This window comes from Pseudoalteromonas sp. MMG012, assembly GCF_018100875.1.
GTDB lineage: Bacteria > Pseudomonadota > Gammaproteobacteria > Enterobacterales > Alteromonadaceae > Pseudoalteromonas > Pseudoalteromonas aurantia.
The window spans coordinates 138834-164761 of sequence record NZ_JAGJEF010000001.1 but is presented as its reverse complement, the minus strand read 5'-3'; the positions used below and the strand labels follow the sequence as shown (position 1 = coordinate 164761).

Annotated in this window: 29 protein-coding genes and 1 riboswitch; of the genes, 3 read left to right on the top strand and 26 right to left on the bottom strand. The window is 42.0% G+C overall.

Annotation, left to right across the window (positions count from 1 at the left end; genetic code table 11):
• Positions 1 to 27: 27 nt before the first annotated feature.
• Genes J8L97_RS00785 through J8L97_RS00775 form a run of 3 tightly spaced genes read right to left on the bottom strand, consistent with a single transcriptional unit; the run spans position 28 to position 2941 of the window.
• Positions 28 to 1242: an FAD-binding oxidoreductase gene (locus J8L97_RS00785; RefSeq protein ID WP_211047528.1), complete on the bottom strand. Its 1215-nt coding sequence runs from the start codon at positions 1240 to 1242 to the stop codon at positions 28 to 30.
• Positions 1239 to 2630 carry an NAD(P)/FAD-dependent oxidoreductase gene (locus tag J8L97_RS00780; protein ID WP_211047527.1) on the bottom strand — a complete coding sequence of 464 codons (1392 nt, stop codon included), beginning with the start codon at positions 2628 to 2630 and terminating at the stop codon, positions 1239 to 1241. Before J8L97_RS00780 ends, J8L97_RS00785 begins: the two co-directional genes overlap by 4 nt.
• On the bottom strand, positions 2627 to 2941 hold the full coding sequence (locus tag J8L97_RS00775) for a 2Fe-2S iron-sulfur cluster-binding protein (protein WP_192508742.1): 315 nt from the start codon (positions 2939 to 2941) through the stop codon (positions 2627 to 2629). Before J8L97_RS00775 ends, J8L97_RS00780 begins: the two co-directional genes overlap by 4 nt.
• A gap of 221 nt (positions 2942 to 3162) precedes the next feature.
• Here J8L97_RS00775 and J8L97_RS00770 point away from each other — a divergent pair, with 221 nt between their 5' ends.
• On the top strand, positions 3163 to 3951 hold the full coding sequence (locus J8L97_RS00770; RefSeq protein WP_211047526.1) for a hypothetical protein: 789 nt from the start codon (positions 3163 to 3165) through the stop codon (positions 3949 to 3951).
• On the opposite strand, the gene J8L97_RS00765 is transcribed toward J8L97_RS00770, so the two are convergent.
• From J8L97_RS00765 to yaaA, 3 genes are read right to left on the bottom strand one after another with little or no spacing between them, the layout of a single operon-like run.
• Positions 3948 to 5117 carry an MFS transporter gene (locus J8L97_RS00765; protein ID WP_192508744.1) on the bottom strand — a complete coding sequence of 390 codons (1170 nt, stop codon included), beginning with the start codon at positions 5115 to 5117 and terminating at the stop codon, positions 3948 to 3950. The two genes, J8L97_RS00770 and J8L97_RS00765, sit on opposite strands and share 4 nt — an antisense overlap.
• Positions 5118 to 5147: 30 nt before the next feature.
• On the bottom strand, positions 5148 to 5408 hold the full coding sequence (locus tag J8L97_RS00760) for a hypothetical protein (RefSeq protein WP_211047525.1): 261 nt from the start codon (positions 5406 to 5408) through the stop codon (positions 5148 to 5150).
• On the bottom strand, positions 5405 to 6184 hold the full coding sequence (gene yaaA / locus J8L97_RS00755; protein ID WP_192508746.1) for a peroxide stress protein YaaA: 780 nt from the start codon (positions 6182 to 6184) through the stop codon (positions 5405 to 5407). The genes J8L97_RS00760 and yaaA overlap by 4 nt, the downstream gene beginning before the upstream one ends.
• 258 nt (positions 6185 to 6442) lie before the next feature.
• Here yaaA and tal point away from each other — a divergent pair, with 258 nt between their 5' ends.
• Together tal and J8L97_RS00745 are read left to right on the top strand one after the other, a co-directional pair.
• Complete coding sequence (gene tal / locus J8L97_RS00750; RefSeq protein ID WP_211047524.1) at positions 6443 to 7393, top strand: transaldolase; 951 nt, start codon at positions 6443 to 6445, stop codon at positions 7391 to 7393.
• Positions 7394 to 7607: 214 nt separating this feature from the next.
• The gene (locus J8L97_RS00745) at positions 7608 to 7799 is read left to right on the top strand and encodes a DUF3545 family protein (RefSeq protein WP_210995653.1); all 192 of its coding nucleotides are present in this window, start codon (positions 7608 to 7610) and stop codon (positions 7797 to 7799) included.
• Positions 7800 to 7870: 71 nt separating this feature from the next.
• Here the strand turns inward: J8L97_RS00745 and ung are convergent, their stop codons facing one another.
• The 20 genes from ung to J8L97_RS00645 all read right to left on the bottom strand — a co-directional run bounded on the left by ung (position 7871) and on the right by J8L97_RS00645 (position 25893).
• Positions 7871 to 8530: a uracil-DNA glycosylase gene (gene ung, locus J8L97_RS00740; protein WP_211047523.1), complete on the bottom strand. Its 660-nt coding sequence runs from the start codon at positions 8528 to 8530 to the stop codon at positions 7871 to 7873.
• A gap of 45 nt (positions 8531 to 8575) precedes the next feature.
• Positions 8576 to 9424, bottom strand: a complete 849-nt coding sequence (locus J8L97_RS00735; RefSeq protein WP_211047522.1) for a cobalamin-binding protein — start codon at positions 9422 to 9424, stop codon at positions 8576 to 8578.
• Positions 9424 to 10056: a cob(I)yrinic acid a,c-diamide adenosyltransferase gene (gene cobO / locus J8L97_RS00730; protein ID WP_210995656.1), complete on the bottom strand. Its 633-nt coding sequence runs from the start codon at positions 10054 to 10056 to the stop codon at positions 9424 to 9426. The genes J8L97_RS00735 and cobO overlap by 1 nt, the downstream gene beginning before the upstream one ends.
• Positions 10057 to 10064: 8 nt before the next feature.
• Positions 10065 to 11540, bottom strand: a complete 1476-nt coding sequence (locus tag J8L97_RS00725) for a cobyric acid synthase (protein WP_211047521.1) — start codon at positions 11538 to 11540, stop codon at positions 10065 to 10067.
• 11 nt (positions 11541 to 11551) lie between these two features.
• Complete coding sequence (gene cobU, locus J8L97_RS00720; protein WP_210995658.1) at positions 11552 to 12082, bottom strand: bifunctional adenosylcobinamide kinase/adenosylcobinamide-phosphate guanylyltransferase; 531 nt, start codon at positions 12080 to 12082, stop codon at positions 11552 to 11554.
• Positions 12079 to 12852 carry an adenosylcobinamide-GDP ribazoletransferase gene (locus J8L97_RS00715; protein ID WP_312037103.1) on the bottom strand — a complete coding sequence of 258 codons (774 nt, stop codon included), beginning with the start codon at positions 12850 to 12852 and terminating at the stop codon, positions 12079 to 12081. Before J8L97_RS00715 ends, cobU begins: the two co-directional genes overlap by 4 nt.
• A complete protein-coding gene (gene cobT / locus J8L97_RS00710; protein ID WP_211047519.1) occupies positions 12845 to 13909 on the bottom strand; it encodes a nicotinate-nucleotide--dimethylbenzimidazole phosphoribosyltransferase in 1065 nt (354 codons plus the stop codon). Before cobT ends, J8L97_RS00715 begins: the two co-directional genes overlap by 8 nt.
• Positions 13910 to 13942: 33 nt before the next feature.
• Positions 13943 to 14932, bottom strand: a complete 990-nt coding sequence (locus J8L97_RS00705; protein WP_211047518.1) for an iron ABC transporter permease — start codon at positions 14930 to 14932, stop codon at positions 13943 to 13945.
• Positions 14929 to 15744 (bottom strand): ABC transporter ATP-binding protein, encoded by an 816-nt coding sequence (locus J8L97_RS00700; protein WP_211047517.1) that lies wholly within the window; start codon positions 15742 to 15744, stop codon positions 14929 to 14931. Before J8L97_RS00700 ends, J8L97_RS00705 begins: the two co-directional genes overlap by 4 nt.
• Before the next feature lie 148 nt (positions 15745 to 15892).
• Positions 15893 to 16025: riboswitch (cobalamin riboswitch) on the bottom strand.
• A gap of 5 nt (positions 16026 to 16030) precedes the next feature.
• The gene (locus J8L97_RS00695; RefSeq protein ID WP_211047516.1) at positions 16031 to 16630 is read right to left on the bottom strand and encodes a histidine phosphatase family protein; all 600 of its coding nucleotides are present in this window, start codon (positions 16628 to 16630) and stop codon (positions 16031 to 16033) included.
• Between the two features lie 95 nt (positions 16631 to 16725).
• The gene (gene nqrM / locus J8L97_RS00690) at positions 16726 to 16938 is read right to left on the bottom strand and encodes a (Na+)-NQR maturation NqrM (RefSeq protein ID WP_192508759.1); all 213 of its coding nucleotides are present in this window, start codon (positions 16936 to 16938) and stop codon (positions 16726 to 16728) included.
• A gap of 92 nt (positions 16939 to 17030) precedes the next feature.
• Complete coding sequence (locus J8L97_RS00685; RefSeq protein ID WP_211047515.1) at positions 17031 to 18050, bottom strand: FAD:protein FMN transferase; 1020 nt, start codon at positions 18048 to 18050, stop codon at positions 17031 to 17033.
• 96 nt (positions 18051 to 18146) lie between these two features.
• Positions 18147 to 19373, bottom strand: coding sequence for an NADH:ubiquinone reductase (Na(+)-transporting) subunit F (gene nqrF / locus J8L97_RS00680; protein ID WP_192508761.1), 1227 nt, complete (start codon positions 19371 to 19373; stop codon positions 18147 to 18149).
• Positions 19374 to 19390: 17 nt separating this feature from the next.
• Positions 19391 to 19999, bottom strand: a complete 609-nt coding sequence (gene nqrE, locus J8L97_RS00675; RefSeq protein ID WP_192508762.1) for an NADH:ubiquinone reductase (Na(+)-transporting) subunit E — start codon at positions 19997 to 19999, stop codon at positions 19391 to 19393.
• A gap of 10 nt (positions 20000 to 20009) precedes the next feature.
• Positions 20010 to 20642, bottom strand: coding sequence for an NADH:ubiquinone reductase (Na(+)-transporting) subunit D (locus J8L97_RS00670; protein ID WP_192508763.1), 633 nt, complete (start codon positions 20640 to 20642; stop codon positions 20010 to 20012).
• Positions 20642 to 21403 (bottom strand): Na(+)-translocating NADH-quinone reductase subunit C, encoded by a 762-nt coding sequence (locus tag J8L97_RS00665; RefSeq protein ID WP_211047514.1) that lies wholly within the window; start codon positions 21401 to 21403, stop codon positions 20642 to 20644. Before J8L97_RS00665 ends, J8L97_RS00670 begins: the two co-directional genes overlap by 1 nt.
• Positions 21396 to 22595, bottom strand: a complete 1200-nt coding sequence (locus J8L97_RS00660) for an NADH:ubiquinone reductase (Na(+)-transporting) subunit B (RefSeq protein ID WP_192508765.1) — start codon at positions 22593 to 22595, stop codon at positions 21396 to 21398. The genes J8L97_RS00665 and J8L97_RS00660 overlap by 8 nt, the downstream gene beginning before the upstream one ends.
• A 1-nt stretch (position 22596) precedes the next feature.
• Complete coding sequence (locus tag J8L97_RS00655; protein ID WP_210995668.1) at positions 22597 to 23940, bottom strand: Na(+)-translocating NADH-quinone reductase subunit A; 1344 nt, start codon at positions 23938 to 23940, stop codon at positions 22597 to 22599.
• Between the two features lie 376 nt (positions 23941 to 24316).
• Positions 24317 to 25507, bottom strand: a complete 1191-nt coding sequence (fabV, locus tag J8L97_RS00650) for an enoyl-ACP reductase FabV (protein WP_211047513.1) — start codon at positions 25505 to 25507, stop codon at positions 24317 to 24319.
• 71 nt (positions 25508 to 25578) lie between these two features.
• Positions 25579 to 25893 (bottom strand): BolA family transcriptional regulator, encoded by a 315-nt coding sequence (locus tag J8L97_RS00645; RefSeq protein ID WP_211047512.1) that lies wholly within the window; start codon positions 25891 to 25893, stop codon positions 25579 to 25581.
• Positions 25894 to 25928: the final 35 nt, after the last annotated feature.

Genomic DNA, 25928 nt, shown 5'->3' with positions numbered 1-25928 from the left:
ATATGAAAGGCCTCTATGAGGCCTTTTTTATTCTGCAGTAAAAAAACGCGTCACACTAAATGGCGTTAAATCTAATGTGGTGTCTTGTCCTGTTACCAGCTCTGTGATCAACTGACCTGTGATAGCTGAAGTCACAATGCCTGTTCGAAAATGTCCACATGCATTAATGTATCCTGCAATGCCAGGGACATGACCTAATATCGGCAACTCATCTGGCGTACCAGGGCGTAACCCAGCCCAACAGCGCTTTATATTACTTTCTTTTAAGATAGGTAAACATTTTAATGCCCCTTGGGACAGTTCGGTAATTTTATCCAAACTATTTGTCGTATCAAAGCCCTTTTCTTCCGTGGAGGAGCCAATTAAAATTTCACCATTATCTTTTTGCGCAATGTAGCAGTCACTGGTACTGATACAACCATTGAGTACTTTCGGTAAACGTTCAGACAGAACAATTTGCCCTTTCACTGGGTATACTGGCATGTGCAACCCAGTTGCCTGATTAAACAACGTATCAGCCCATGCACCAGCAGCATTAATGAGCGTGTCGCATAGATACGTTTCTTCATTGGTCGTCACACCAGTGACTCGATTTACCTCGCGTAAAACCGATGTCACTTCATTGTTTAAAACCAGTTCAACACCATTTTGTCTTGCCCCTTCGATGTACGCATCCACTAGCCGATAAGGATTTACTTGATGATCACAAATAAAATCTATTGCACCAATCGCATCCGGTGTGACATAAGGCTCTTCGGCTTTTAACTGTGCTGCATCTAACCACCGAACTTGATCAGCAAGATGAGGAATACCGCTGGTAATTTGGTCGGCATAAATACGATCATCTTCGTTATACATGATGAACTTTAGCCCCGTGCGTTCAAACTTAAAATCGACACCATGTCGCTCAAGCATTTCTTGATGAAGTGCCGGATACATGGCGTTTGAAGTCAAGGCGAACTCAAAGAAACAATCTGGCAACTGGTGAGGCCGCATAACAGGGATCTCTTTGCCTTTTGCTTCACTTTGCAACTTAGATAAGGTTTTGAAAAAAATAACGCCACAACCTAACCCAACAGATTCACCAATAGCCCATAATCCACCAGCAGAAGCTCGCGACGCGTTCCCCGGTTTTTTTATATCGATGAGTGCAATCTTCAAATCCGTATCTCGACTTAAAAAATAGGCACACGCGGCACCAATCACACCGCCTCCTGCAATAACAATATCGAATTTTCTCATTCGTGCTCTTCCAAAAAAGTAAATGGGATTGGATCTAACGGGAAACGTGGTTTAATAGTCCCAATATCATCTATACACCCTGCTTGATGTAATCTATCTACCGCATAACTTGAACACGTTTTACCTTGGCAATCTCCCATGCCAATGCGAGTACGCATTTTCAAGCTTGTAATATCTTTAACACCTTGAGCGAGTGCAATATCGACTTGTGCACGTGTTGTTTTTTCACATCGACACACAATCGTTTCCGGTTGGGCAAGTGCCATTAAACCTTTTTGCCGCGCTGAGAATCGATCAAAACCATAACGAAATCGCTTAATTCGATCTAACTTCCTCATCACCTTTCCAGCATGCTGTGCCGCCTGTTTCGCATTGAGCACCCCTCTGCGTTCAGCAATTCGTATGGCTGCGATTTGTCCTTCACAAATCGCGGCATCAGCACCCAATAACCCACTGCTATCACCAGCGATATATACATTTTTTACATTACTATGTTGCCAGCGATCTAGAATCGGAATACTGCCACTGACATTACTATATTCATGCTCAACACCCAATAACATCGCCAATTGACTACGCGCCACAAACCCATAGCCAACCCCAACAGCGTCGACTTCTATGGTTTTAGTATTTTGCAAATCGGCTTGCCACTGAGCATTGTAAGGCGCAACAACCACGCTACTAACTGAATGGTCTCCTAGTGCTTTAACAATCCCCCAGCCATAGTGAAAAGGAATATCGTGCTTTTTCAAATACCCCATCATGCTTAAACCAGATAAAGTGAGCTTGGGTTTATTGAGTAAAGCAACGGCTTCTTTGGCTAATTTACCAAATTGACTTGCTTCATAGACACCAGCGACTTCAACCCCTGACTTATGTAATTGACACGCAACTAACGGTAATAGAGGCCCCGTTCCCACCAATGCCATTTTACTCCCTGGCTTTACCAACCCACTTTTGAGTTGTAACTGCACTCCTCCCATCAACATCACCCCCGGTAGCTGCCACCCTTGAAACGGAATACTCCTTTCATGACAGCCCGTGGCTACCACAAGCTCTTCGTAGGCTAAATTTTCTAATCTCTCATCTTTGCTTACCAGTAAGTTTTTCTTACCTTCAGGCCCCAAAACTCGTGTATTCGTCAATAACCTAATATGTTTCACATTATTATCATAACGCCTTTGTAAGGCCGCCATGGCGCGTTTTAAATTATCGTCTAGATGTGGCAATGTTAGTGTGCTACGTAATGGCCCTCGATAAATCACCCCGCCAATTTTTGATGCTTCATCCACGACTGTACTCGTAATACCAAACTTTCCTAGATGGGCAGCTGTCGCGGTACCAGCGGGGCCGCCGCCGACAATGACCACAGGGTGATTATGTGTCATTTTATACCCTCTTCGAAAAATCGATTCACCAGTGTCTCGACTGTCATTTGTGGCTGAACAACCGTTTGACAAGCACGCTTTTTAAATCGTTTGTTCACTTTTACATGACAGCAATGGCATACGCCCATGCCACAATACGCCCCTGAAACACCTTGATGGTCATTCACCATCAACTCCTTATGCTCCGTTGCAAGCAAAACCGATAAAATAGTTTCCCCTTCGCTTACCGCAACCTTTTGATGATTAACGGTTATTTCAAATGACGGTGATGTGATGGGCGTAATGTCCTTTGTTCGCCTTAAACATTTCATAACTTGCCTCTGCTAAATAAATTATCTTGAATAAATTTTAATTTACTCTTCGATGCGCAGATTAATAACAATGAAAACAAAAAACAAACACATTAATTACGTAAAATTAACTTTATTGCGATTTGTTGATCTAGATCTTGATTTACTATTATTTATCACTGTTTACGCGGTATATTAACCAGCTGAAATGATGATATAAAATCCTAAGGACAACATAAAATATGGAAATTTCTAGCCACCAATTAAATTTACTGTGTGGTGCGCTTGCACAGTTACGTTTACAGGCTGATTTAATCTTAGCGCCCAAATACCCTACATTTGCAGGCAAACCATACCCACTTGGTCGATGTAAAGAAATTCGTGATGAAGTGTATTTGTTGTTAAAAGACCAGAATAGCTACAAAAAACATCCCGTTTTAAACCTCCTCAAAACACAGGGGCAAGCGTATCCAAACATAAAAAAAGTGTGGGGTTCACTGCGTGACGAGTATTTTCAAAATGCCATGATAATTGAGCAATGGTATATAGATGTGGCCAATGATACGGTCGATGCAAATAAGCCAAGAGTCGAAATGGTTCTGTCATCTCATGCTGGATTTGGCCCCATCACCAGCTTTACCCAATTTGCCAATATTGCCCGGCCATACTGGCAAGTAGATTTATATCGAAATGACGTTTGCCCTGCATTGGCTCCTTTTCTGCCTATCGTATGTGTCGGAAAGAATAACGTAAGTTGGCTTGCTGCTGCCAATGACGACATGCTCAATTTAGCAATGCAAAGCGAATTTAAAGCATCTGAAGATATTTTAAATAACCTGCCTCAGCTACCTATGAATATTCGTAACAAATGGCAAGCACTATTGACAAAACACGCTGCAACACAACTACTTACATCAGAAGGTCAAGCTGTGACTTTTTGTCAAAAATATAGGGCACAGTCATTACATTTAGATCTGTCATTTAGAGACAACGTTGTTATTGCATATAGCCAATTACCAAAAGGTGTTTAAGCTACCTCAAGTACCTTTTGCTGCACAGTACTAAACCAATATATAATACCAAGCGCTAATATCATGATAGGAATTGTCCACATATTTAGCGTTTGCCATCCCACGACAGCTTCTAGCCATCCCGCACCTAAAGATGATATTGCCACCATACTAAATACCAAAAATTCATTACTTGCTTGTGCCTTTGCTCGCTCACAAGGGTGATATGTCTCACTGACCATCTGTGTGGCAGAAATAAACATAAAGTTCCATCCTATTCCCAGTAAACACAAGGCAAACAGAAAATGTTCATGGCTCACACCTTGTAAATTAACTATACAACACAGCAAAATAATCAATGCACCCACCGCCATTATTTTGGCTTGACCAAATCGCTCAATTAACTTACCAGTGAAAAATGAAGGTACAAACATCCCCAATACGTGCCACTCGATAACCAATGCAGACTCCGCCAAATCAAACCCGTGGCGATGCATCGCCAACGGCGTAGCCGTCATCAATAAATTCATGATGGTATAACTCAACATGGCAATCACGACCGCAGTAATAAATTGTGGTTGAGCCACTATCTCTTTCAATGATCGTGCACTTGCGTTACTACTTGTTTTTGCCACCTCATTAAATGTCACGACTTGTAATAAACACAGAGCTAATAAATACAAGCCACTCAATGAGATAAAGACATTAGCATAATTTAGGCTCGGGAAGTTATTTGTCACCCATACGGCTAAATTGGGCCCCAGTATTGCGGCAATAACGCCACTGGCCATTATTGTAGATATTGCCGTTGCGGGATTATCGCTCGCTTCAATTGCTGCAAAACGATATAAGGTTGCAAATCCAATACCTACCCCGATTAACAACGTCGCCGCACAAAATAGTAAAAATGCACTTTGGCTCAATGCGACATAACCCAAAAATGTGCCAATAAGCCCAATGAAATTACCAAAGCTAAATCCCCAGCGACGGCCTATTTTCGCCATCAGCAACGATGCTGGAATCGTCGCGATTAATAACCCGAACATTTGTGTAGCAACAGGCAAAGTTGTTAATGCTGCTGACGGACTCAGAGCTTGCCCCACTAAAGCTGCAATAGTGACTAACAAAATATTACCCGTCGTAATTAACCCTTGGCACATAGCCAATAACAACACATTCTTATTCATTGCATTCTTTACCGTTGTTAAGCAAGTATTTTACCACCCCATACTGGGTGTTGACTGGCTATTTGGATCATTTGGTGATACACGGCAACGATTTAATGCTTCGAAACACTTATCTAGGCAGCTATTCTGCTGCGCACCCGGTATCGATGTATCATCACGGCAGTAATTCGCACAATTTGCATGTGCTTGCTCACAGCTAATCGTACCATTTGTGACCGATGTGCCAAATTGAGCACTACACCCTATTGCCGTTAATACAATAAATATCACTATGACACTTTGTTTTATCATGCTTGCTCCGCTCTTAGAAATACAGGTTCATTGGCTTTCATTGTCGCTTCTTCACTAAAGTAGTACCCTGCTACATTAAACGCTTTTAGTGCTTCTAAGCTCGTAATATTTTGTTCGATTATGTAGCGTGCCATCATGCCTCGTGCTTTCTTTGCATAAAAGCTAATCACTTTAAATTGGCCGTTTTTGCAATCTTTAAAAATAGGCGTAATAATTTCCGCGTTGAGCACTTTTTTATTGACGGCTTTAAAATATTCATTGGATGCTAAATTGACCAACTGAGAAGCTTGCTGCGCTGCCAATGTTGCATTTAAATTTTCAGCAATGGTCGTGCCCCAAAACTCATACAGGTTCTTCCCTCGGCTATTCTCTAATTTTGTGCCCATTTCTAAACGATACGGCTGCATTAAATCCAGTGGCCGCAATACTCCATATAAGCCAGACAATATACGGAGAGTGTTTTGCGCATAATTAAGCGCGTCATCACTCAAACTCGTCGCATCTAATCCGGTATAAACATCACCGTTAAATGCCAGTACAGCCTGTTTCGCATTATTTGCAGTAAATGGTTGCGACCATTCACTAAATCGCGCGGCATTTAACCCTGATAGCTTGTCGCTAATTTTCATTAAGCTGCCTATCTGCTGCGGCGACAAGGTTCGACATACTGCCATTAATTCTTCGCTATGATCGAGTAATTGCCCTTGTGTATGGCGTGAAATATGCGCAGGAGTATCGAAATCTAAATTTTTTGCAGGAGATATTACCGTGATCATGGCTAGCCTATTGACTTGAAAATTGTTTAGTGTCAATTTCAACACTATCCCCGCAGGACTTCAAGCTTTGAATAACCCTTGAATCTCTAAGGGATAGCCCTAAATTCGTGTAATGACCCGCTAGCTCCTTCTGGTTGCGCTTACCTTGGTCTGTATCTGTTTAGATACGGACAATTGACCTATTAAAGCTAATCACAGTATTGCAACATAGCGGAATTACACTTTTATATTTGCTGCAAATAGGAATGAGGACAGCTAATGACATCAGCACTAGATAGGCTTAAACAGTATTCATCCATTGTTGCCGACACCGGCGACATCGAAGCCATACGTAAGCATCAGCCTGAAGATGCAACGACCAACCCATCGCTATTACTCAAAGCAAGTGAAATGCCTGCATACCAAGCGTATTTACAAAAAGCATGGGACTTTGCTAAAAAAAACGAATCAGATGCTCGACAACAATTAGAGCTCGCTTGCGATTACTTCGCAGTATTGATTGGTAAAGAAATAGCCGAGATTGTGCCAGGCTATATATCTACCGAAGTGGATGCTCGCTTGTCTTTTGATACACAAGCCATGATCAATAAAGCCAACACCTTGTTAAGGCTGTATGAACAAGAGGGTGTGAGCAAAGATAAAATACTGATCAAGATTGCATCAACGTGGGAAGGTATTAAAGCCGCAGAACAACTTGAAAAAGAAGGTATTAAGTGTAATTTAACGTTATTATTTAGCCAAGCCCAAGCCCGTGCCTGTGCCGATGCAAATGTATTTTTAATCTCACCTTTCGTGGGTCGAATCTTAGATTGGCATGTGGCGAATGGTCTTGAGAAGCCTACCGATCCACTTAACGATCCTGGTGTACAATCTGTTTGTAGTATTTATGAATTCTATAAACGCCATGATTATAAAACCGTGGTTATGGGGGCTAGTTTCCGTAATACTGGCGAAATCATTGCACTTACCGGATGCGACAAGCTCACCATCAGCCCTGGACTACTTGAAGAACTTGGCAACCTAACCGATGCACAAGAATACTTGCTAGAAAACAATTACCCTGTGGAAGCTAAACCTGCGCCGCTAACTGAAGCCCAATTCCGCTGGTTGCATAACCAAGATGCCATGGCGACTGAAAAACTGGCTGAAGGCATTCGTTCATTCGCAGATGCCCAAGAAACACTTGAGACACGCTTTAAAGCGCTATAAACCACCCAGTTTATCTACCTCAAAAAAACGCTGCCTATGCAGCGTTTTTTTATTCTACCATTTTGACCTTCATCAAACTGTCACTTTATTTTAACCTAGATGACACATAGTTGTTTTATTTTTAGCCGTGTTGTGATATACCAAAGTTGCTTGTAGTGCAGGCATGCACACTGAGCTCGCGTTATTGAGGTTAATAATCAATTAGGAGATATTCATGGATAGCCTAGACGATATGATTGAACTACTAGAAGGTCCTGAAACAAAAAAACGTGCCTCTCAAAAAAGTAAAAAACGAAAGTGGCGTGAAATCGAAGCGCTGAAAGACAAACAGCGTCTTCGCAAAGAACTACAGGAATTAGACTACTTTGCAGACAACCTAGACTTAGACGACTTAGATTTGGTCTAAGTCCATAAAAAAGGCTCCGATGGAGCCTTTTTAAATACTAAAAACCTAAAAAATCAGCCTATCTAGCTTCTTCATACTTGCCAATCAATCACTTTTTTACCCATCTTTATCAACAATTGATTCGTTTTAGAAAAGTGGCTACACCCGAAAAAGCCTCGATGTGCAGACAAAGGGGATGGATGCGGCGCATGCAGTATATGATGACGGTCAGTATCAATTTTTTTGCCCTTTTTCTGGGCATGCGCACCCCATAATAAGAAAATTGTACCTTGGGTGTGTTCATCAAGGTGTGCGATAACTGCATCGGTGAAGCGCTCCCACCCTAGCTTTTTGTGAGAATGCGCAGCACCTTGCTCAACGGTTAATACGGTATTGAGTAACAATACCCCCTGCTCTGCCCAAGGTAATAAGTAACCGTGTTGGGGAATCGTAAAGCCATTAATATCTTGCGCGAGTTCTTTATACATATTCGCCAATGAAGGTGGCGGCTTTATACCTGGTAGAACTGAGAAGCATAAGCCATGTGCTTGATCCGGTCCATGGTAAGGGTCTTGCCCAAGAATAACGACTTTGACTTGCTCTAGTGCGGTGGCATTTAACGCCTCAAAAACATGCTGCTCCTGCGGATAAACAATCACACCTTCCGCACGACGCTGAGCCACATAGTCCAACGTCTCTTGCAAATAAGGTTGCGCCTGTTCATGTGCCAGTAACGCTTGCCAGCAATTCATTAATACCCCCTTCTTTTATAAAGTGTACAACCAAAGCTGATCACCTTATTTCACCTGTGCTTGATAAAAAGCCTTTGATGCCAAAATTTTATCACACATATCTGTCACCCCATCAAGCACACGCGTGCTATAACGGTGTAATAAGTCGGCATTCACCGTTATAAATTGGTCATACTTTACTGCGGGGAGCTCCGGCCACTTATGCCAATCCACCATTTCAACCTGCTTCTTGGTTTTTTCATCAGGAACAATGATCACTTGAGGGCTTACTTTTATCACATTCTCGATACTGATTTGTGGGTAATCAGTGGCATTATTTGCAAATGCATTCTCTACACCGCACACCATCAACAATTGGTGGATCCAAGTGTTTTTATTCACCGTCATCATAGGCTCAGGCCAAAGTTGATAAAACACTTTAAGAGAAGGTGTGTCTGCGTAACGCCCTTTTATCGCATTAAATTGCGCTGTAAAAGCACCTGCCGCCCCCTCTGCCTGCTGAACGTTTCCCGTCAACTGACCAAATAAACGCAGTTCGTCTGCGACCTTATTGATGTCTTTGGCTTCGCTATACACCACTTTAATGCCTAACTTTTCTACTTTCTCTAAATCAATTTTTTTACTGCCTGTTTGCCAAGCGATGACTAAGTCAGGTTTAAGCGCTAATAACTTTTCGAGTTGAATACCATTATAACCACCAATTCGAGGGATCTGGTTTGCTTGCGCAGGAAAGTCTGCGTAATCAACAGTCCCCACGATTAAATCACCCGCGCCTACCGTGAATAAGTTTTCAACAATATGAGGCGCTAAAGCGACGATACGCTTTGCCTCAGCAGCTTGGCTATTAAGGCTGATGAGTAATAACATCAAAAGTAACGAGCTGTAACGTTGCATTAAAAATCAAACCCTTTTTGCGCTTTTATGCCTGCTTCAAAGGCATGCTTTACGTTGCGAACTTCACTGACCGTATCAGCAAGATCTGTTAAACGCCGATGTGCCGCTCTGCCTGTGATTATCACTGACTGCATTTTAGGACGATTTTCAATTGCAGTAATGACCTCATCTAAATCAATATATTCGTAGGTCACCATATAAGTCAATTCGTCAAGTAAGACCAGATCTATACTGTCATCAGCTAACCAAGCTTTCGCTTGAATCCAGGTGTCTTGTGCTGCTTTCGTGTCGGTCACACGGTTTTGCGTTTCCCAAGTAAACCCTGTTTTCATCACCGAAAATGGCACCCCCGCTTTTTCCAGTAAGTTGCGCTCTCCACACTCCCACATACCTTTAATAAATTGTGCTACTGCCGCATTCATACCATGGCCAACACAACGGGCTACCGTACCAAACCCAGAAGTCGACTTGCCTTTACCATTGCCAGTAATCACTTGAAATATACCTTGCTCTGTTTGTGCAGCCGCCACTTTTGCATCAACACTTTCTTTTACTTTCTGCTGACGTTTCTGGTGCTTATCATGCCTTTCTTGTTGCGACTGTTGTGTATTCTCTTGCTTATTTGTACTCATAAAGCCCTCTATTGACCATATGTTATGGCGGTGATTTTTGGTATATCTAAATATTGTTCACATACATCAGCAAGGCGCTCTAGTTGTGCCTCGCGATGCGTATTGAGATCAAACATTGTATTTTGTAATTGGCCATTGCTCGCCCAGCCTAATATTGATTGGGCAGCGCAGGCACTATCGAACAAGCCATGTAAGTAAGTACCCGCCATCAGATTATCATCAGAAATAAAACCATCATGCTCGTAACCATTGGGATGATCTGTAAAAGATAAAAAAGGTTGACACATCGCAGGGCCAGTACTGTACCCACAATGGATTTCATAACCCGAAATACTCACCTTTTCGTCATCTAGATGACATTTTCCGCTGACTTGAGTCAACACTTTATCCGCGGTTAATACCGTTTTGAACTGTGCTAATCCTAACCCCTTAATTTCTGTTACTGTTGACTCTATCCCTAACGGATCACTGATGGACTCACCCAACATTTGCAACCCGCCGCACACCCCGAGCACTTTACCACCATAGCGTAAATGGCGCTTAATCTCCTGTGACCAAGTTTCTGACTGTAAAAAAGCCAAATCACTGATCACGTTCTTGCTACCTGGAAGAATGATCAGATCAACATTACCAATCTGTTGAGTATGACGTATATAGCGCAAATCCACATTGGGGTGTAGACGCAGCGCGTCAAAGTCAGTGTGATTACTAATATGAGGGAATAATAATACAGCAATAGTGAGCTGTTTATCTTCGACGACATTATCCATAGCAACCGCATCTTCGGCATCTAAATTTAATGCATGTAAATACGGCAATACCCCTAACACTGGTTTTCCTGTGCGCGCTTCTAACCAATCAAGGCCAGATTGCAACAAGCTGAGATCTCCGCGAAAGCGATTGATCACAAACCCTTTTACGAGGGCTTGCTCTTGCTCACTGAGTAACATTAGCGTGCCTACCAAATGTGCAAATACGCCCCCTTTATCGATATCTGCGATAATAATAACTGGGCAATGAACCTCAGTAGCAAACCCCATATTTGCAATATCATTTTCTCGTAAATTGATTTCTGCGGGGCTCCCTGCGCCTTCCACCATAATCATATCGAATGAGGTCATTAAGCGAGTATGCGATTGTAAAACAGCCTGCATAGCCACTTTTTTGTAATCATGATATTTCGTGGCTTCCATATTACTAATGGCTTTGCCGTGAATAATCACTTGTGCGCCAGTATCGCTGTTGGGCTTCAGTAAGATTGGATTAAAATCCGTATCAAGCGGAACTTTCGCTGCAACAGCTTGTAGAGCTTGTGCTCGACCGATTTCCCCACCGCATGGCGTCACTGCACTATTTAGTGCCATATTCTGCGGCTTAAAAGGTGCGACTTTACGATGTTTCCTAGCAAAAACACGACATAACCCCGCGACAAGGGTACTTTTACCAGCATCGGATGTGGTGCCTTGCACCATCAAAGTTTTCAATCGTTTTATCTCTATTTAATGCGTAAGGCACAGCCGGCCATAATAAATTCAACTCTATCCGCTAACTGTGCAATATCTTGGTGTAACCACCCAGACTGATCGACAAATACACGACTCAGCTCACCTAAGGGAACAATGCCATGTCCTACCTCGTTGCTCACTAAAATAATGCGCGCTTGGCTTTTCTCCAGCGCAGTTAAAAGCGCGGATTTTTGTTGCAAAAAAGCGTCTACCCCCTGTTCGCATAAACCATACGTTAACCAAAGTGTTAAGCAATCTACTAAAATACAGGTGTTCTTATCTGCATCCGTTATAACTTCAGGTAATGACCATGGTTCTTCAACCACTGACCAATCCTCAGACCTTGAAACGCGGTGGTGTTTAACCCGTTGCGCCATTTCTTCATCTTTTACTTGTGCCGTGGCAACATACACTAACTGGGATACCAAATTACTATGCAGCCATTGCTCTGCTTGGCGCTCGGCCAAACGGCTCTTTCCTGAACGAGCTCCGCCTAACATCAATACTATTTTTTCATTCATAACCATACCTGAACGCAAAAACCGTAAATAACCAATTCAGCGATTTGCTGTGCTGCACCGAGACAATCTCCGGTATAGCCTCTTAATTGACTTTTAAACCAGGTAATACACAGAAAACGAGTAAGCCATAACACACAGATCAACAACAAGCACTCGATAAAAGAAAACAACTGAGTTAACCACATCAACAATAAAAGGCTACCAGCGCTACAATATAAAACCTTTAGGCTTTGCCGAGATAAAGCTTTTGCAACCGGTTTAACCTTACTTTGTGCATCTTCTTGTACATAAGCTAACCTGCCAATAATACTGGTCGCCATTGCTCTGCTTAACGTATGAGCACAAATCAGTGCTGCGCTAACCCATAGCCAATGATCGGCCAACAACATAAGTAGTTCATATTTAGCTAATAACAGTAACACCAGCGATGTTGCACCGTAGGTACCTAAGCGACTATCTTTCATAATGGTCAGTTTTTGTGAGACAGACCAACCACCACCAAAACCATCCCATACATCCGCAAAGCCATCCTCATGGAAGGCCCCTGTTAATATTAACCCGCTCGCAAGCACGATGATAATCGCCATTGAATCAGGAAATAAAAACTGTAACCCACAATACAATAACGTCAATGCCGCACCAATAGCACCACCCACAATGGCAAAATAGCGACTCGCTTCGTTCAACGCATTATCAGCAATCGGCATCTCAATGTTTACCGGTATTCGCGTTAAAAAACTCACCGCTAATAACAATCCTTGCCTATTCACCTTGTACAACCTGAGTAACTTGCGCATCTTCAAAACTGGCCATGTCATTATATAAAGCCAGAGCACTTTGCATAATAGGTAAAGTGAGGGCGGCGCCGCTACCTTCACCTAAACGCAGACCTAAATTGAGTAACGGTTTTACATTTAAATACTCCAGCATTTTTGCATGAGCTTGCTCACCTGAGCAATGTGCAAAAATCATATATTGCTGAGCATTAGGTGATAGCGCAATCACAATCATGGCCGCAGCAGTGGCAATAAACCCATCGACCACAATGACAGCTTGCAACCGTGCTGCCTGCTGCATAGCGCCCACCATTTGACAGATTTCAAAGCCACCTAAACAACGTAAAATGTTACGCGCATTGGTGAGCTTCGATTCATGAAGCACCAGCGCCTGTGCCAGTAGCTGTTGCTTTTTAATAACAACTTCGCCGCTCACTCCAGTTCCTTTTCCTACCGTTTCTTCTGGAGACAATCCCGAAAGCGCGGAAAAAATAGCAGCCGCTGAGCTAGTATTGCCAATTCCCATCTCTCCAAATGCATATACATTTGCACCTTTTTGACTTTGTAATGTCAGTATTCGCGCGCCAAGGTTAAGACCTTGCTCAAGCTGTGCTTCACTCATTGCTTCATATTCATGGAATGCTTGAGTTATATTGCCCAATCGTTGAGAAATCACCCCTAAATCAGCTTCTGGTACATTCAAAATACCACAATCTACAACACTTAATTGCCAACCAAATTGGCGGCACAAAACGTTAATCGCCGCGCCACCGGCTGCAAAATTAGCCACCATTTGCCCCGTCACCTCACTCGGTGCTATCGATACGCCTTGTGAGGCAATACCATGATCCCCTGCAAATACGATTAACTGGGGTGCTATAACAACCCATTTTTTTGATAAAAACTCAGAATCTGATGTGTGTTGAGAAAAAATACTCACCAACTGAAAAGCAACACACTCTAACTGCCCTAATGCGCCGAGTGGTTTGGTTTTTAAATCAATCTTTTGTTTTATTTGTGCTGAAAATTTATTATCTAATGGCTTTACCATATGTTTATTCTCATTATGTATTTCACAACCCAACTAGGCTGACCGCTTTCGAAACATCAGCAGACCTAAGAAAAAGACACTGCCAATTGCTGAAGTGATCACGCCAATCGGTAACTCTTGATTTTCTAATGCGACCCGTGCAATAACGTCAACCCAAATCATTAACAACCCACCACTCAACGCTGTTGCGAACAGCCCTAAAGTTGTCGCTTGAGACACAAAAAAACGTACAATATGTGGGATCATCAATCCTACAAACCCGACGCCACCACACATTGCGACTAACACAGCCGTTAACAACGAACTCAACAGCAACATACCTAAACGTAGCTTTTCAACGCTCACACCTAGAGTCGTAGCACTTTCATCACCCAGTAAAAGGGCATTGATTGAACGGCGTAACAGCAGCATCACCAACATGCAAGCACAGACCACAAAAGAGGGTAACCATAGCCACTGCCAATCGGCTCTGCTAAAACTGCCTAAGTTCCAAAATAAAATAGCGCTGATCGCCTGAGGATCGCTCCAATACAATAATAAACTTGTAAACGCACTGAATAGGAAGGACAACGCAACCCCAGCCAATAACATCGCCTCTACTTGAGCAGAGCCTCGCCCTTTTGCAATCAACAACAAGAGCGTCATGGCCAACAAGCTACCGGCAAACGCTGCCCCTGAAAGCGCAAGACCAGCTTGAATGCCTGTCAGTGCGAACAGTAATACAACCCCAAAAGATGCGCCAGATGAAATACCAAAAAGATAAGGATCAGCCAAAGGGTTACGAGTCACCGTCTGTAAAATGAGTCCAGCCAATGCTAAGCCACTACCTGCAATAAATGCGAGAATAACGCGTGGCAAACGTAGCTCAACCACAATTTTTTGTGAGAAGTCATTTGCTTGATATTGCCACAGTGCATTAAAGACATGCTCCCCCGTAATATCAATTGCTCCCAACTTCAACGCCATAAAAAAACTGAATACACAACCAAAGAACAGTACACATATTGTAACGATACGCTTCATAATGCATATCCGTAATGATACCGAATATGTGGGACTTGCTCGATGCCTTCATAAGGGCATGAAACAGAACTTACCGATGCACATACGCCATAAACATCCGCCAACAATTGTGCATTGAACACGTCAAGTGGTTTTCCATGTGCAACTAAAGCACCTTCCTTTAAAACGAGTATTTCATCGCACAATGCACCAGCAAGATTTAAGTCATGAAAAGAAGCGAGTACTGTGATGTTGAGTGATTTAGCAAGCTCCATTATTTGAATTTGATACTTCACATCAAGGTGGCTCGTTGGCTCATCCATAATCAAAAACACAGGCTGCTGTACTATCGCTCGCGCAATTAATACCCGTTGCTTTTCACCACCGGAAAGATAAGAAAATGGCTGGCGAGTTTTATCACTGAGACCTACTTTATCGATAGCACTGGCTACAGCTAATTTATCTTGTAAACTCACAGCACTAAATAATGACTTGTGAGGTAATACCCCCATTGCCACTACATCAAAAACACTCAAATTAAATTGGTCTGGGATCTCTTGTAACACCACTGCGACTTGCCTTGCGTAGTCTTGTCTTGAGTAATGGCATAAAGGCTTGCCTAAAAAGACAATTTCTCCCGTCGTTGGGGTTGTATATCGATATAGGCTTCGTAACAACGAAGATTTTCCAGCTCCATTAGGGCCAATTAAGCCAACAAACTTGCCTGTATCAATCGAGAAGTTAATATCACTGAGTATCTGATTATCATCAATTTTCAGCGCAAGATCACGTACTTCAATAACTTTCGTTTGGCACTTTTTAGCGTCTTCCACAGTGCCCCTTTAGCATCAGTTAAGCTTTAACAAGCGATTGAATAAATCAGCAGTGTACGCGTTATATCAAGGTGAGCAATATAAAAGACAACCCATCATATCATTTGAAATATGGGTATTATGAAGCATATTGAACAACTCAGAGTACGCCCGCTCATGAGAAAGTTGTTGGTCTTGGTATCTGACTTTCGTACTCACAGTACTTTACAGTTGCGGGGACAGTTGAACATTTGCAGTTCATTCCCAAGAAATACCAACAAACAACCGTATTATGCTGTCTAGACGTCTAAAATACAACTTTAGGCCAAGCGACACCTTGTTCATCATAGTACACCTGCACTTTTATTACGCTAGCATACCCAACATCAAAAATACTAAGCTGTTTCACGCTATTACTAGGAAACTGCAGAATCATAGCCAACAACTGTTTAATAACACCTGCGTGGGTTATTACCAAGCTACACTCATCGTTTGGGATCGCTAGCTGTGATTGCCACCAAGTTTGAACTCGTAAATGAAAATTCGTCATAGACTCTGCATCTTGTGGCGTATGTGACCAAGGATCAGCCCAAAAATCACCGATGCTCGGTTTATCAGTATTGCACCATAACCACTCAAAAGGCTTGCCATCCCACAGGCCAAAGTCCATTTCTTGCAAATCATCAACTATCTCAACAGATAATTGCCTTTGTTCGCTAATTTTTGTCGCAAACTTACTGCATCTAACTAGTGGGGAGCTGAAGATTTGCGTTACTGCGGTAATACCTTTCATTACATCTTCTAGTTGCTGCCAACCGAGAGGACTGAGATTTATATCAGAACGGCCACATAATATACCTTGCTCGACGATTTCACCATGACGCAAAAAATACCATGTGCTCTGCATAACCCCTCCTCCCAAAATTCAGATACAAAAATGCGAGCCTATAGCTCGCATTAAAATTAGCAACAACCTGCTACTAACGTCATTTTATTAGCATATTATAAAATTTGGTTTTCTTTCCAAATTTGCTCTTTAGCTAAGCGCTTTTTGCGTCGATCACATGGATCATCGCAGTCACATGCTTTATCAATACCAACAGAACCAAGGCCACCACAACTACTTGCCATAGATTTCTTCTGAACAATCACACCGATTGCCATTGCCGTAACAATTAAAATCAGTAAACCAAATGTAAGTAAAAACAGCGACATTGCACAGGCCTCTTAAAATGCAAAAAAACAACTCAACTATTGAGCTGACGACGGTATAAAACACCCCTCATTATAACGCGGTTACTCCTTACTCACAAATAAGGTTTAAACTGTTCACTGGCATAAGTAACTAATCCAGTATCACTTTTGCTTATCAAATATACAGCCAAGTTATGTTTTTCTGCGTAAGCCTTAGCTCGTTCTGCTCCCATTACAGTGAGTGCGGTTGCCAATCCATCAGCGGTCATTGCTGAAGGATGCAGCACGGTTACAGATACCAATTCATGCTTCACTGGCATCCCTGTCGCTGGATCAATTAAATGTGTAAATGTCTCACCATCCATTTCATAAAAAATCCGATAATCTCCAGAGGTTGCAAGACCATTATTCCCAGGTTCAATAATTTTATGAATTTGTCGCTGTCCCATCGGCGCATCAGGTTGCTCAATGGCAATACGCCAAGGCTGGTTATCCGCTTTAGTGCCTGAAATTCTCAGCTCCCCACCAATTTCCACCATATAATTGCTCAAGCCTTGCTGCTCTAATAACATCGCGACTTTATCAATACCATACCCTTTCGCCGTTGCCGAAAACGACAACTCTAAACCATGTATTGTTTTGGTAAGGCCTTGCTCATTAAGCACGAGTTTTTCAACACCAATACGTGTACGCATCTCATCGAGTTGTTCCTGACTTGGTTTTTTTGTAGGTCGCTTATCAGGACCAAATCCCCATAAGTCAATGAGCGGTCCCATGGTGATATCGAGTGTTTTTGTGGATTGACCTAACCGAATAGATTCAGCTACAACCGCTCTAAAATCATCACTGATCGCCATAAATTTATTGGCTTCCAAGCCATTAAACTGATTAATTTCAGAGTTTTCAACCCAAGGAGACATCGATGCATTTACAGCAATGAGCGTGTCGTCTACTTGCTGCTGTAAAGCCCCCGCTTCAATTTCTTTTCCACTAGTAAACACTTTTATATTATACGTTGTACCCATAGTATTCCCGTGCAACGTAAGCGGTTCGACTGAGCGACTTGCTGAATTATCACAACCAGCTAAAAATAATCCCAACGATAATACAAATATCCCACTTATACTTTTCATTAAATTACAGCTCCCTAATAAACAAAAAGCCCTCAAGTCCGTGACTTGAGGGCTAACATATATTTCAACATATGCTGATAGAATTAAGTGTGCTAATTAGCCACCGAAGTCATCTAGTAAGATGTTTTCTTCTTCTACACCCAAATCTTTCAACAAGTTGATAACTGCTGCGTTCATCATTGGAGGACCACACATATAGTATTCACAATCTTCAGGCGCTTCATGATCACGTAAATAGTTTTCAAACAATACATTGTGAATGAAACCTGTGTAACCTTCCCAGTTATCTTCCGGTTGTGGATCAGACAATGCGGTGTGCCATACGAAGTTTTCATTATCAGCTGCTAAGCCATCAAAATCTTCTACGTAGAACATTTCACGTTTAGAACGAGCGCCATACCAGAAAGACATCTTACGCTTAGAGTTAAGACGTTTAAGTTGGTCAAAAATGTGTGAACGCATTGGCGCCATACCAGCACCACCACCAACAAATACCATTTCAGCATCCGTGTCTTTTGCAAAAAACTCACCGAATGGACCTGAAATAGTTACCTTATCACCCGCTTTTAATGACCAAATGTAAGATGACATCTTACCACAAGGCAGTGTTAGGTTATTTGGCGGCGGAGAAGCAATACGTACATTAAGCATGATGATACCCTCTTCTTCAGGGTAGTTAGCCATTGAGTATGCACGAATTGTTTCATCATCAACCTTAGACTCAAGGTTAAAGAAGCCAAAACGTTCCCAATCGCCACGATACTCATCAGGTACATCAAAGTCAGCATATTTAACATGATGAGCTGGGGCTTCAATTTGGATATAACCTCCAGCACGAAACGGTACAGACTCGCCATCAGGGATACCTAATTTAAGCTCCTTAATGAAAGTTGCTTTATTATCATTAGAGATAACTTCACATTCCCATTTCTTAACACCAAAAATTGACTCTTCTAACTCAATATCCATGTCTGTCTTCACATTCACTTGACATGCTAAACGACACCCTTCTCGCGCTTCACCTTTTGAAATATGGTCAAGTTCGGTAGGTAGGATATCGCCACCGCCGTTATGAATATGTACGCGACACTGGCCACATGAACCACCGCCACCACATGCAGATGATACGAAAATACCCGCGTCTGAAAGCGCGCCAAGTAGTTTAGTACCAGCTGATGTTTTGATGCCCTTTTCAGGATCACCATTAATATTAATTAATATATCACCGCTCGCTACTAGCTTAGATTTAGCCGCAATTATGACTAAAACAAGTAGTACAACGATAGCAATGAACATTCCTACGCCTAAATATACCTCAAGCATGATTTTTCCTCGCTACCTTACAGTGAAATACCAGAGAATGACATGAAGCCAAGACCCATCAAACCTACAGTAATAAAGGTAATACCTAAACCACGTAGACCATCTGGTACATCTGAATACTTCATTTTCTCACGAATACCAGCAAGCAATACGATTGCTAACGCCCAACCTACACCTGAACCAATACCAAACACCACTGATTCAGTGAAATTTAAGTTACGTTCAACCATAAAGGCTACCGCACCGAAAATTGCACAGTTTACAGTGATCAAAGGTAAGAATATGCCCAGAGCATTGTAAAGCGCAGGGAAAAACTTATCCAAAGCCATTTCTAGGATCTGTACAAGTGCTGCAATTACGCCGATGAACGTCAAAAACTTCAAGAAGCTTAAATCTGCTTCAGGAAAACCAAGCCATTCTAATGCACCTGGTGCTAATACTGCGCTATATACTAATTGGTTTACTGGAACAGCAACACCCAATACAAATACAACAGCAACACCTAAACCAAGTGAAGTGGTTACTTTCTTAGATACTGCTAAGAATGTACACATACCTAAGAAGAAAGATAATGCTAAGTTTTCAATGAAAACCGCTTTAACGAATAAACTAATATAATGTTCCATCTCTCTCCCCTTACGCCTTTGCTTCTACTTGGTCTTTCTTATAAGTACGCAGTACCCAAATGAAGAAACCAATAATGAAGAAAGAACTTGGCGGCAGGATCAGTAGACCCATAGGCTGGTACCAACCACCCTCAGAAACCAAAGGTAAAATCTCAGCACCAAACAATGTACCTGAACCACCTAACTCACGGATAAAGCCAACGGTAAGTAACACGACTGAATACCCTAAACCATTACCAATACCATCCAAAAATGACATAAGTGGTGGAGACTTCATTGCATATGCTTCTGCACGACCCATTACAATACAGTTTGTAATAATTAGGCCAACGAATACAGACAACTCTTTCGCTGTTGCATAAACAAACGCTTGTAATGTTTGATCAACAACGATAACCAAAGAAGCAATAATGGTCATTTGCACAATAATACGTACGCTTGAAGGAATATGGTTACGAATTATTGAGATAAACAGACTTGAGAATGCTGTCACTAGCGTCAAAGCTATTGACATTATTAACGCATTTTTAAGGCTTGAAGTTACAGCTAACGCAGAACAAATACCCAACACTTGCAGTGCAATTGGGTTGTTAGCGAATACTGGTCCAAACAAGACGTCTTTCATTTCTTTTGTATTAGCCATTAGTTCAATGCTCCATTACGTACATTCGCAAGGAATGGGCCAAAACCTTTGTTGCTTGTCCAAAAATCGACTGTGTTACCTACACCAACCGAAGTCAGTGTGGCACCAGATAAACCATCAACTTTATGCTTGTCAGTGCCAGCTGTACCTTTCACTAACGTAATTGGTAAAGACTTACCAGCCCAAGTTGCAGTCCATTTTGGATTTTCAATTTCACCACCAAGACCCGGCGTTTCATTGTGCTTATAAAACTTGATAGCTTTAACTGTTTCAGTATCTTTATCTAATGCGATAAAACCATACATAATACCCCACAAGCCATAGCCTTGAATGGGTAAAATAATAGTCGATACTTGGCCTCTTGCATCTTTAGATAAGTAAACAGGTGAATGCTTAGTCATACGTTGAATGCCGGCTTTATCGTCTGCTTTGTCTAATTTAATGCTGCGCTTTGCATCAAACTTTGTGCTTTCAAAGTCAAACGTTGTATGGTCTTGCTCGACATGGTCTTGCTCAACAAACTCACCCGTTTCCATATTGATAACACGTGCTTCGATGTTTTGACCAAACATTTCTTCAACATTGGTTACATCATTAAAACCAGCAGCGGCAAGAATATTACGCTGTACATCTTGCGCTTTGTTTGCTTTTTGTAATGGACGTAATTGTACTGAAGCTACCGATACAACAACCGCACATACCAAACATAAACCAACAACAACGCCTAACGTTTTACCTATAGATTCATTGTTACTAGACACGTGCTAATCTCCTCTTAACGTTTGACTGCACAACAAAGTGGTCAAATAGTGGCGCAAATAAATTAGCGAAAAGAATTGCTAACATCATGCCTTCTGGGTAAGCAGGGTTAACCACACGGACTAACACAACCATTACACCAATCAATGCACCGTATGCGAATTTACCTTTATTTGTGAAAGACGCAGAAACTGGGTCAGTCGCCATAAAGAACATACCGAATGCAAAACCACCTAATACTAAGTGCCAGTACCAAGGCATAGCAAATGCAGGATTTGTTGTTGAGCCAATTAAGTTAAGTAACAACGACATGATAACCATACCTAGGAAAACACCTAGAACAATACGCCATGACGCAATACGCACATAAATTAAGAATAAACCACCTAGCATCAGAGCCAGTGTCGATGTTTCACCCATAGAACCTTGGATGAAACCATAAAATGCATCCCACCAAAGAACCATATTGTTGAAATCAACAGCACCTTGTGCTACCTGGCCTAAGTAAGTTGCACCCGAGAATGAATCTACGGCTGTCCATACTGTGTCACCCGAGATATCAGCAGGGTAAGCAAAGAATAAAAATGCACGGCCAGCTAAAGCAGGGTTTAAGAAGTTACGACCTGTACCACCAAACACTTCTTTAGCAACAACAACACCGAAAGTAATACCTAACGCGGCTTGCCATAACGGAATGGTTGAAGGAAGAATAAGTGAAAATAATACTGATGTAACAAAAAAGCCTTCGTTTACTTCATGCTTACGAATAGAAGCAAACAAAACTTCCCAAAAACCACCCACTAAAAAGACGGTTCCGTAGATAGGTAAGTAGAAACATGCTCCGTAGAACATCTTCGCACCCCAACCTGCTTGTGCAGTTAACTCACCGCCTAGCGCTTGGAAAATTGCGACTTGCCATGTGTTGGCTATTTCAAAACCGTTACCAAGCGCTAATGCTGCTTGATGACCGATGTTAAACATACCAAAAAACATAGCTGGGAAAGTAGCCATCCACACTAAAATCATGATGCGTTTTAGGTCGATGTTATCACGCACATGCGTGCCGCCTTTGTTAACATAACCAGGCGTATAGAAAACAGTTGCTATCGCTTCATACAAAGCGTACCACTTTTCGTGTTTACCACCCGCTTCAAAGTGAGGTTCAATGTCTTCTAAAAATTTCTTTAAGGCCATTTTAACCTTCCTTCTCGATAGTATTCAGGCAATCACGAAGGATTGAACCGTACTCATACTTGCCAGGACACACAAAAGTACACAATGCTAAATCTTCTTCATCTAGCTCTAGCGCACCTAAGGTAATCGCACCATCTAAGTCACCTGAAATAAGGTCACGTAGCAAAGGTGTTGGTAAGATATCGAGTGGCATAACACGTTCATAGTTACCGATTGGCACCATGGCACGTTTAGAACCACCCGTAGACGTTGTCATTTTAAATAAACGACTCGGTGCAAAGTGAGAAATAAACATTCGAGTTACAGAAAACTTATTACTACCAGGGGCAATCCAACCAAATAGTTCTTTTTCGCGACCTTCAAGTAAAACAGATACTTGAACATGGTAGCGGCCTAAGAAAGCATGAGGTCCGGCTGCTGTTTTACCAGCTAACACAGAGCCAGAAATGACTCGGTTATCACCGTCTTCAAGCTCACCGGCAACTAGATCAGTTAGCGATGCTCCTAATTGAGTTTTCACTAAACGCGGGTTTTTCACACGAGGGCCAGCAAGGGCAACAACACGATCTGCATTTATCTCGCCAGTTAAAAATAACTGACCAAAGGCAATAACGTCTTGGTAGCCTAAATGCCATACCTGCTTGCTTGCAGAAACCGCGTCTAGATGATGAATATGAGTACCAACCAGTCCCGCAGGATGTAAACCACCAAACTCGTGCACTTCTACTTGAGAAAGCGACGAACTAGGTACTTGACTACCAGCTTGCTTACAAACGAATACTTTACCATCTGTTAAGCGAGATACCACAGCAAGACCCGCTTCAAATGCTTCCACATTTTCAGCGATGACCACAGCAGGATCAGCAGCTAACGGATTAGTATCCATTGCAGTTACAAACACAGAGCTAGGGTTAGCCTCTAATGCCGCAACTTTGCTAAAAGGACGAACACGAAGCGCTGGCCATTGACCAGACTCAACAAGCACCTCTTTGACTTTATCACGCTCAAGGTTGCTTAATTCAGCAGCCGAAAACTTGTCAAAAGTGATTTGCTCATTGCCTTGCACTTCAATCACGACGGATTGCAGTACACGCTTAGCACCACGGTTGATTTCTTTAACTACACCAGCAGCTGGTGCAGTAAACTTGACGCCAGGATTCTTTTTATCTACAAAAAGAACTTGGCCTTTTTTGACTTGGTCATCCACACGAACATGCATGGTTGGACGCATACCAATAAACTCTTCACCTAGCACAGCTACTCGTTTGACGGCAGAGCCATCATGAATAACTTGCTGAGGTGCGCCCTCTATGGGTAAGTCCAGACCTTTTTTTATGTTGATCATACGCACTTGCATTACATTAACGGAAAGAAATTGAAAAATCTTTAATTACCACGGCGCTTGTTGCCTCATATTCGTCAGGTATAAAAGAGCCACCTGTCCAAGTACTGAAACAAGCATCGTAGTCGTGTTCTCACATATTGCCGAGATTTTAACATTAATCCTACGGACTATGCGAGGAGAAATATTAAATTAATACGTCTTTACAATGGTTTTTATGTAGTTATGGGTCTTGTGATTATCTCAACATAGACCAAAGTCGAATTGATGAAAAATATAGAAGGGTTTTGTGCAAAAATAAAGCTAGATATTATTAAAAGTGTAGAATAAGTGAACTAGGCCTATAAAAAATAGCGCCTAGCCCTCATTAATCATGCCATTACAATAGGTGATTAATCGCTACGATTGAGTCAACTTCTTGATCATAATCAAGCGTTTCTATGCCAAAACCAAACAAACGCAGAAACTCATTATGATAACCAACATAGTCAGTTAATTCGTCAATTGTCTCTGTGGTAACTGAATCCCAAATGCCTTGGATCCGAGCTTGAACATCATCTTCCAGTTCTTTGTAATTTTGAAATAAGTGACCGCCGTCATCAAAACGTGGAGTTTCACCATACAAACTTTCACGGAATAAACCATTAATTTGCTCAATAGTACCTTCATAAGTACCATCCGCTTTCATCACTTTGAATAATGCAGAAATATAAAGCGGCATAATTGGAATAGCAGAACTGGCTTGTGTCACAACAGCATTTAAAGACGAAACATAGGCTTCACCGTTTATCGACGCCGTAGACGCTTTTATCGCTGCAGTTGCTCTGTCTAAATCTTCCTTCGCTTTGCCAATCGTTGCATGACCGTATATCGGCCACGTCAGCTCCTTACCAATGTAAGTATAAGCGGTTGTTTTAAAGTTCTCGGCGAGTACATCTGCCTCTTTAAGCGCATCGACCCATAGTTCCCAATCTTCACCACCCATTACCTTTACGGTATTCGCGATTTCTTCCTCGTTTGCCGCTTCAACAGTAATATCACCAATTGCACGTTGAGAGGTATTGAGGTTCTTCGTCGTAACATCTTTGCCGATTGGCTTTAATGTTGAAGAGAACACCTCCCCAGTTTTTGGATCTGTACGACGTGGTGATGCCAAACTATAAATAACAAGGTCGACTTTACCCATTTCAGCTTTTATTGCTGCAATCGTTTTTTGCTTAATTTCGTCAGAGAACGCGTCGCCATTAATGTTTTTTGACCATAAACCTGCATCATCCGCGGCCTGCTGAAAAGCAGCGGTATTATACCACCCGGCTGAAGCTGTTTTCCTCTCAGTACCTTCTTTCTCAAAGAAAATCCCCAAAGTTTTTGCACCAGCACCAAAAGCGGCTGTAATTCGAGACGCCAACCCATACCCTGTTGAAGCACCAATAACTAATACATTTTTAGGGCCATTTGCAATGGGACCTTGTGCTTTTACATAATCAATTTGCTCTTGAACATGAGCAGCACAACCAGCTGAATGTGCATTGGTACAAATAAAACCACGAATTTTCGGCTTAACGACCATGATAAATCCTATTTATTTTTCAAAAACTGCCATAGTTTAATGGCTGATCAGACAAATACAGGTCTGATCAGCTAGTTATCAAACTTCGAACCACCTAAACAACTTGGTGAATCAGGTGTTTGTCCATTCTTTTCGCTATACTCATCAGGGGTGTAAGCATGAATTGATAACGCATGAATATGATTAGCAAGTTCATCTTTTAGCACTTCATTGATAAAGCGGTGACGAGGCAACAAACGCTTGCCTAAAAACGTCTCACTGACAATCACCACCTTGAAGTGAGATTCCTCACCTCGGCTGTGCATATGACTTTCATTCACGACGTTTAGGTGCTTACAAACAATTGCGTCGGCTAATTTGCTGTGGATCTGCTGCTGCATGGACATGCTAAGCCCTTCATTTAAGTTGCGATTAGAGGCTA

What these genes read in the sequence shown, in the direction of transcription:
- J8L97_RS00660 (WP_192508765.1), bottom strand. Translation starts at nt 22,595, where the DNA reads ATGGCCTTAAAGAAATTTTTAGAAGACATTGAACCTCACTTTGAAGCG.
- nqrF (WP_192508761.1), bottom strand. Translation starts at nt 19,373, where the DNA reads ATGCTTGAGGTATATTTAGGCGTAGGAATGTTCATTGCTATCGTTGTA.
- J8L97_RS00780 (WP_211047527.1), bottom strand. Translation starts at nt 2,630, where the DNA reads ATGACACATAATCACCCTGTGGTCATTGTCGGCGGCGGCCCCGCTGGT.
- cobO (WP_210995656.1), bottom strand. Translation starts at nt 10,056, where the DNA reads ATGAGTACAAATAAGCAAGAGAATACACAACAGTCGCAACAAGAAAGG.
- J8L97_RS00785 (WP_211047528.1), bottom strand. Translation starts at nt 1,242, where the DNA reads ATGAGAAAATTCGATATTGTTATTGCAGGAGGCGGTGTGATTGGTGCC.
- cobU (WP_210995658.1), bottom strand. Translation starts at nt 12,082, where the DNA reads ATGAATGAAAAAATAGTATTGATGTTAGGCGGAGCTCGTTCAGGAAAG.
- J8L97_RS00645 (WP_211047512.1), bottom strand. Translation starts at nt 25,893, where the DNA reads ATGTCCATGCAGCAGCAGATCCACAGCAAATTAGCCGACGCAATTGTT.
- yaaA (WP_192508746.1), bottom strand. Translation starts at nt 6,184, where the DNA reads ATGATCACGGTAATATCTCCTGCAAAAAATTTAGATTTCGATACTCCT.
- J8L97_RS00770 (WP_211047526.1), top strand. Translation starts at nt 3,163, where the DNA reads ATGGAAATTTCTAGCCACCAATTAAATTTACTGTGTGGTGCGCTTGCA.
- J8L97_RS00685 (WP_211047515.1), bottom strand. Translation starts at nt 18,050, where the DNA reads ATGAAAAGTATAAGTGGGATATTTGTATTATCGTTGGGATTATTTTTA.
- J8L97_RS00775 (WP_192508742.1), bottom strand. Translation starts at nt 2,941, where the DNA reads ATGAAATGTTTAAGGCGAACAAAGGACATTACGCCCATCACATCACCG.
- tal (WP_211047524.1), top strand. Translation starts at nt 6,443, where the DNA reads ATGACATCAGCACTAGATAGGCTTAAACAGTATTCATCCATTGTTGCC.
- J8L97_RS00705 (WP_211047518.1), bottom strand. Translation starts at nt 14,932, where the DNA reads ATGAAGCGTATCGTTACAATATGTGTACTGTTCTTTGGTTGTGTATTC.
- J8L97_RS00745 (WP_210995653.1), top strand. Translation starts at nt 7,608, where the DNA reads ATGGATAGCCTAGACGATATGATTGAACTACTAGAAGGTCCTGAAACA.
- J8L97_RS00695 (WP_211047516.1), bottom strand. Translation starts at nt 16,630, where the DNA reads ATGCAGAGCACATGGTATTTTTTGCGTCATGGTGAAATCGTCGAGCAA.
- fabV (WP_211047513.1), bottom strand. Translation starts at nt 25,507, where the DNA reads ATGGTCGTTAAGCCGAAAATTCGTGGTTTTATTTGTACCAATGCACAT.
- J8L97_RS00735 (WP_211047522.1), bottom strand. Translation starts at nt 9,424, where the DNA reads ATGCAACGTTACAGCTCGTTACTTTTGATGTTATTACTCATCAGCCTT.
- J8L97_RS00765 (WP_192508744.1), bottom strand. Translation starts at nt 5,117, where the DNA reads ATGAATAAGAATGTGTTGTTATTGGCTATGTGCCAAGGGTTAATTACG.
- nqrE (WP_192508762.1), bottom strand. Translation starts at nt 19,999, where the DNA reads ATGGAACATTATATTAGTTTATTCGTTAAAGCGGTTTTCATTGAAAAC.
- J8L97_RS00760 (WP_211047525.1), bottom strand. Translation starts at nt 5,408, where the DNA reads ATGATAAAACAAAGTGTCATAGTGATATTTATTGTATTAACGGCAATA.
- J8L97_RS00670 (WP_192508763.1), bottom strand. Translation starts at nt 20,642, where the DNA reads ATGGCTAATACAAAAGAAATGAAAGACGTCTTGTTTGGACCAGTATTC.
- cobT (WP_211047519.1), bottom strand. Translation starts at nt 13,909, where the DNA reads ATGGTAAAGCCATTAGATAATAAATTTTCAGCACAAATAAAACAAAAG.
- ung (WP_211047523.1), bottom strand. Translation starts at nt 8,530, where the DNA reads ATGAATTGCTGGCAAGCGTTACTGGCACATGAACAGGCGCAACCTTAT.
- J8L97_RS00655 (WP_210995668.1), bottom strand. Translation starts at nt 23,940, where the DNA reads ATGATCAACATAAAAAAAGGTCTGGACTTACCCATAGAGGGCGCACCT.
- nqrM (WP_192508759.1), bottom strand. Translation starts at nt 16,938, where the DNA reads ATGTCGCTGTTTTTACTTACATTTGGTTTACTGATTTTAATTGTTACG.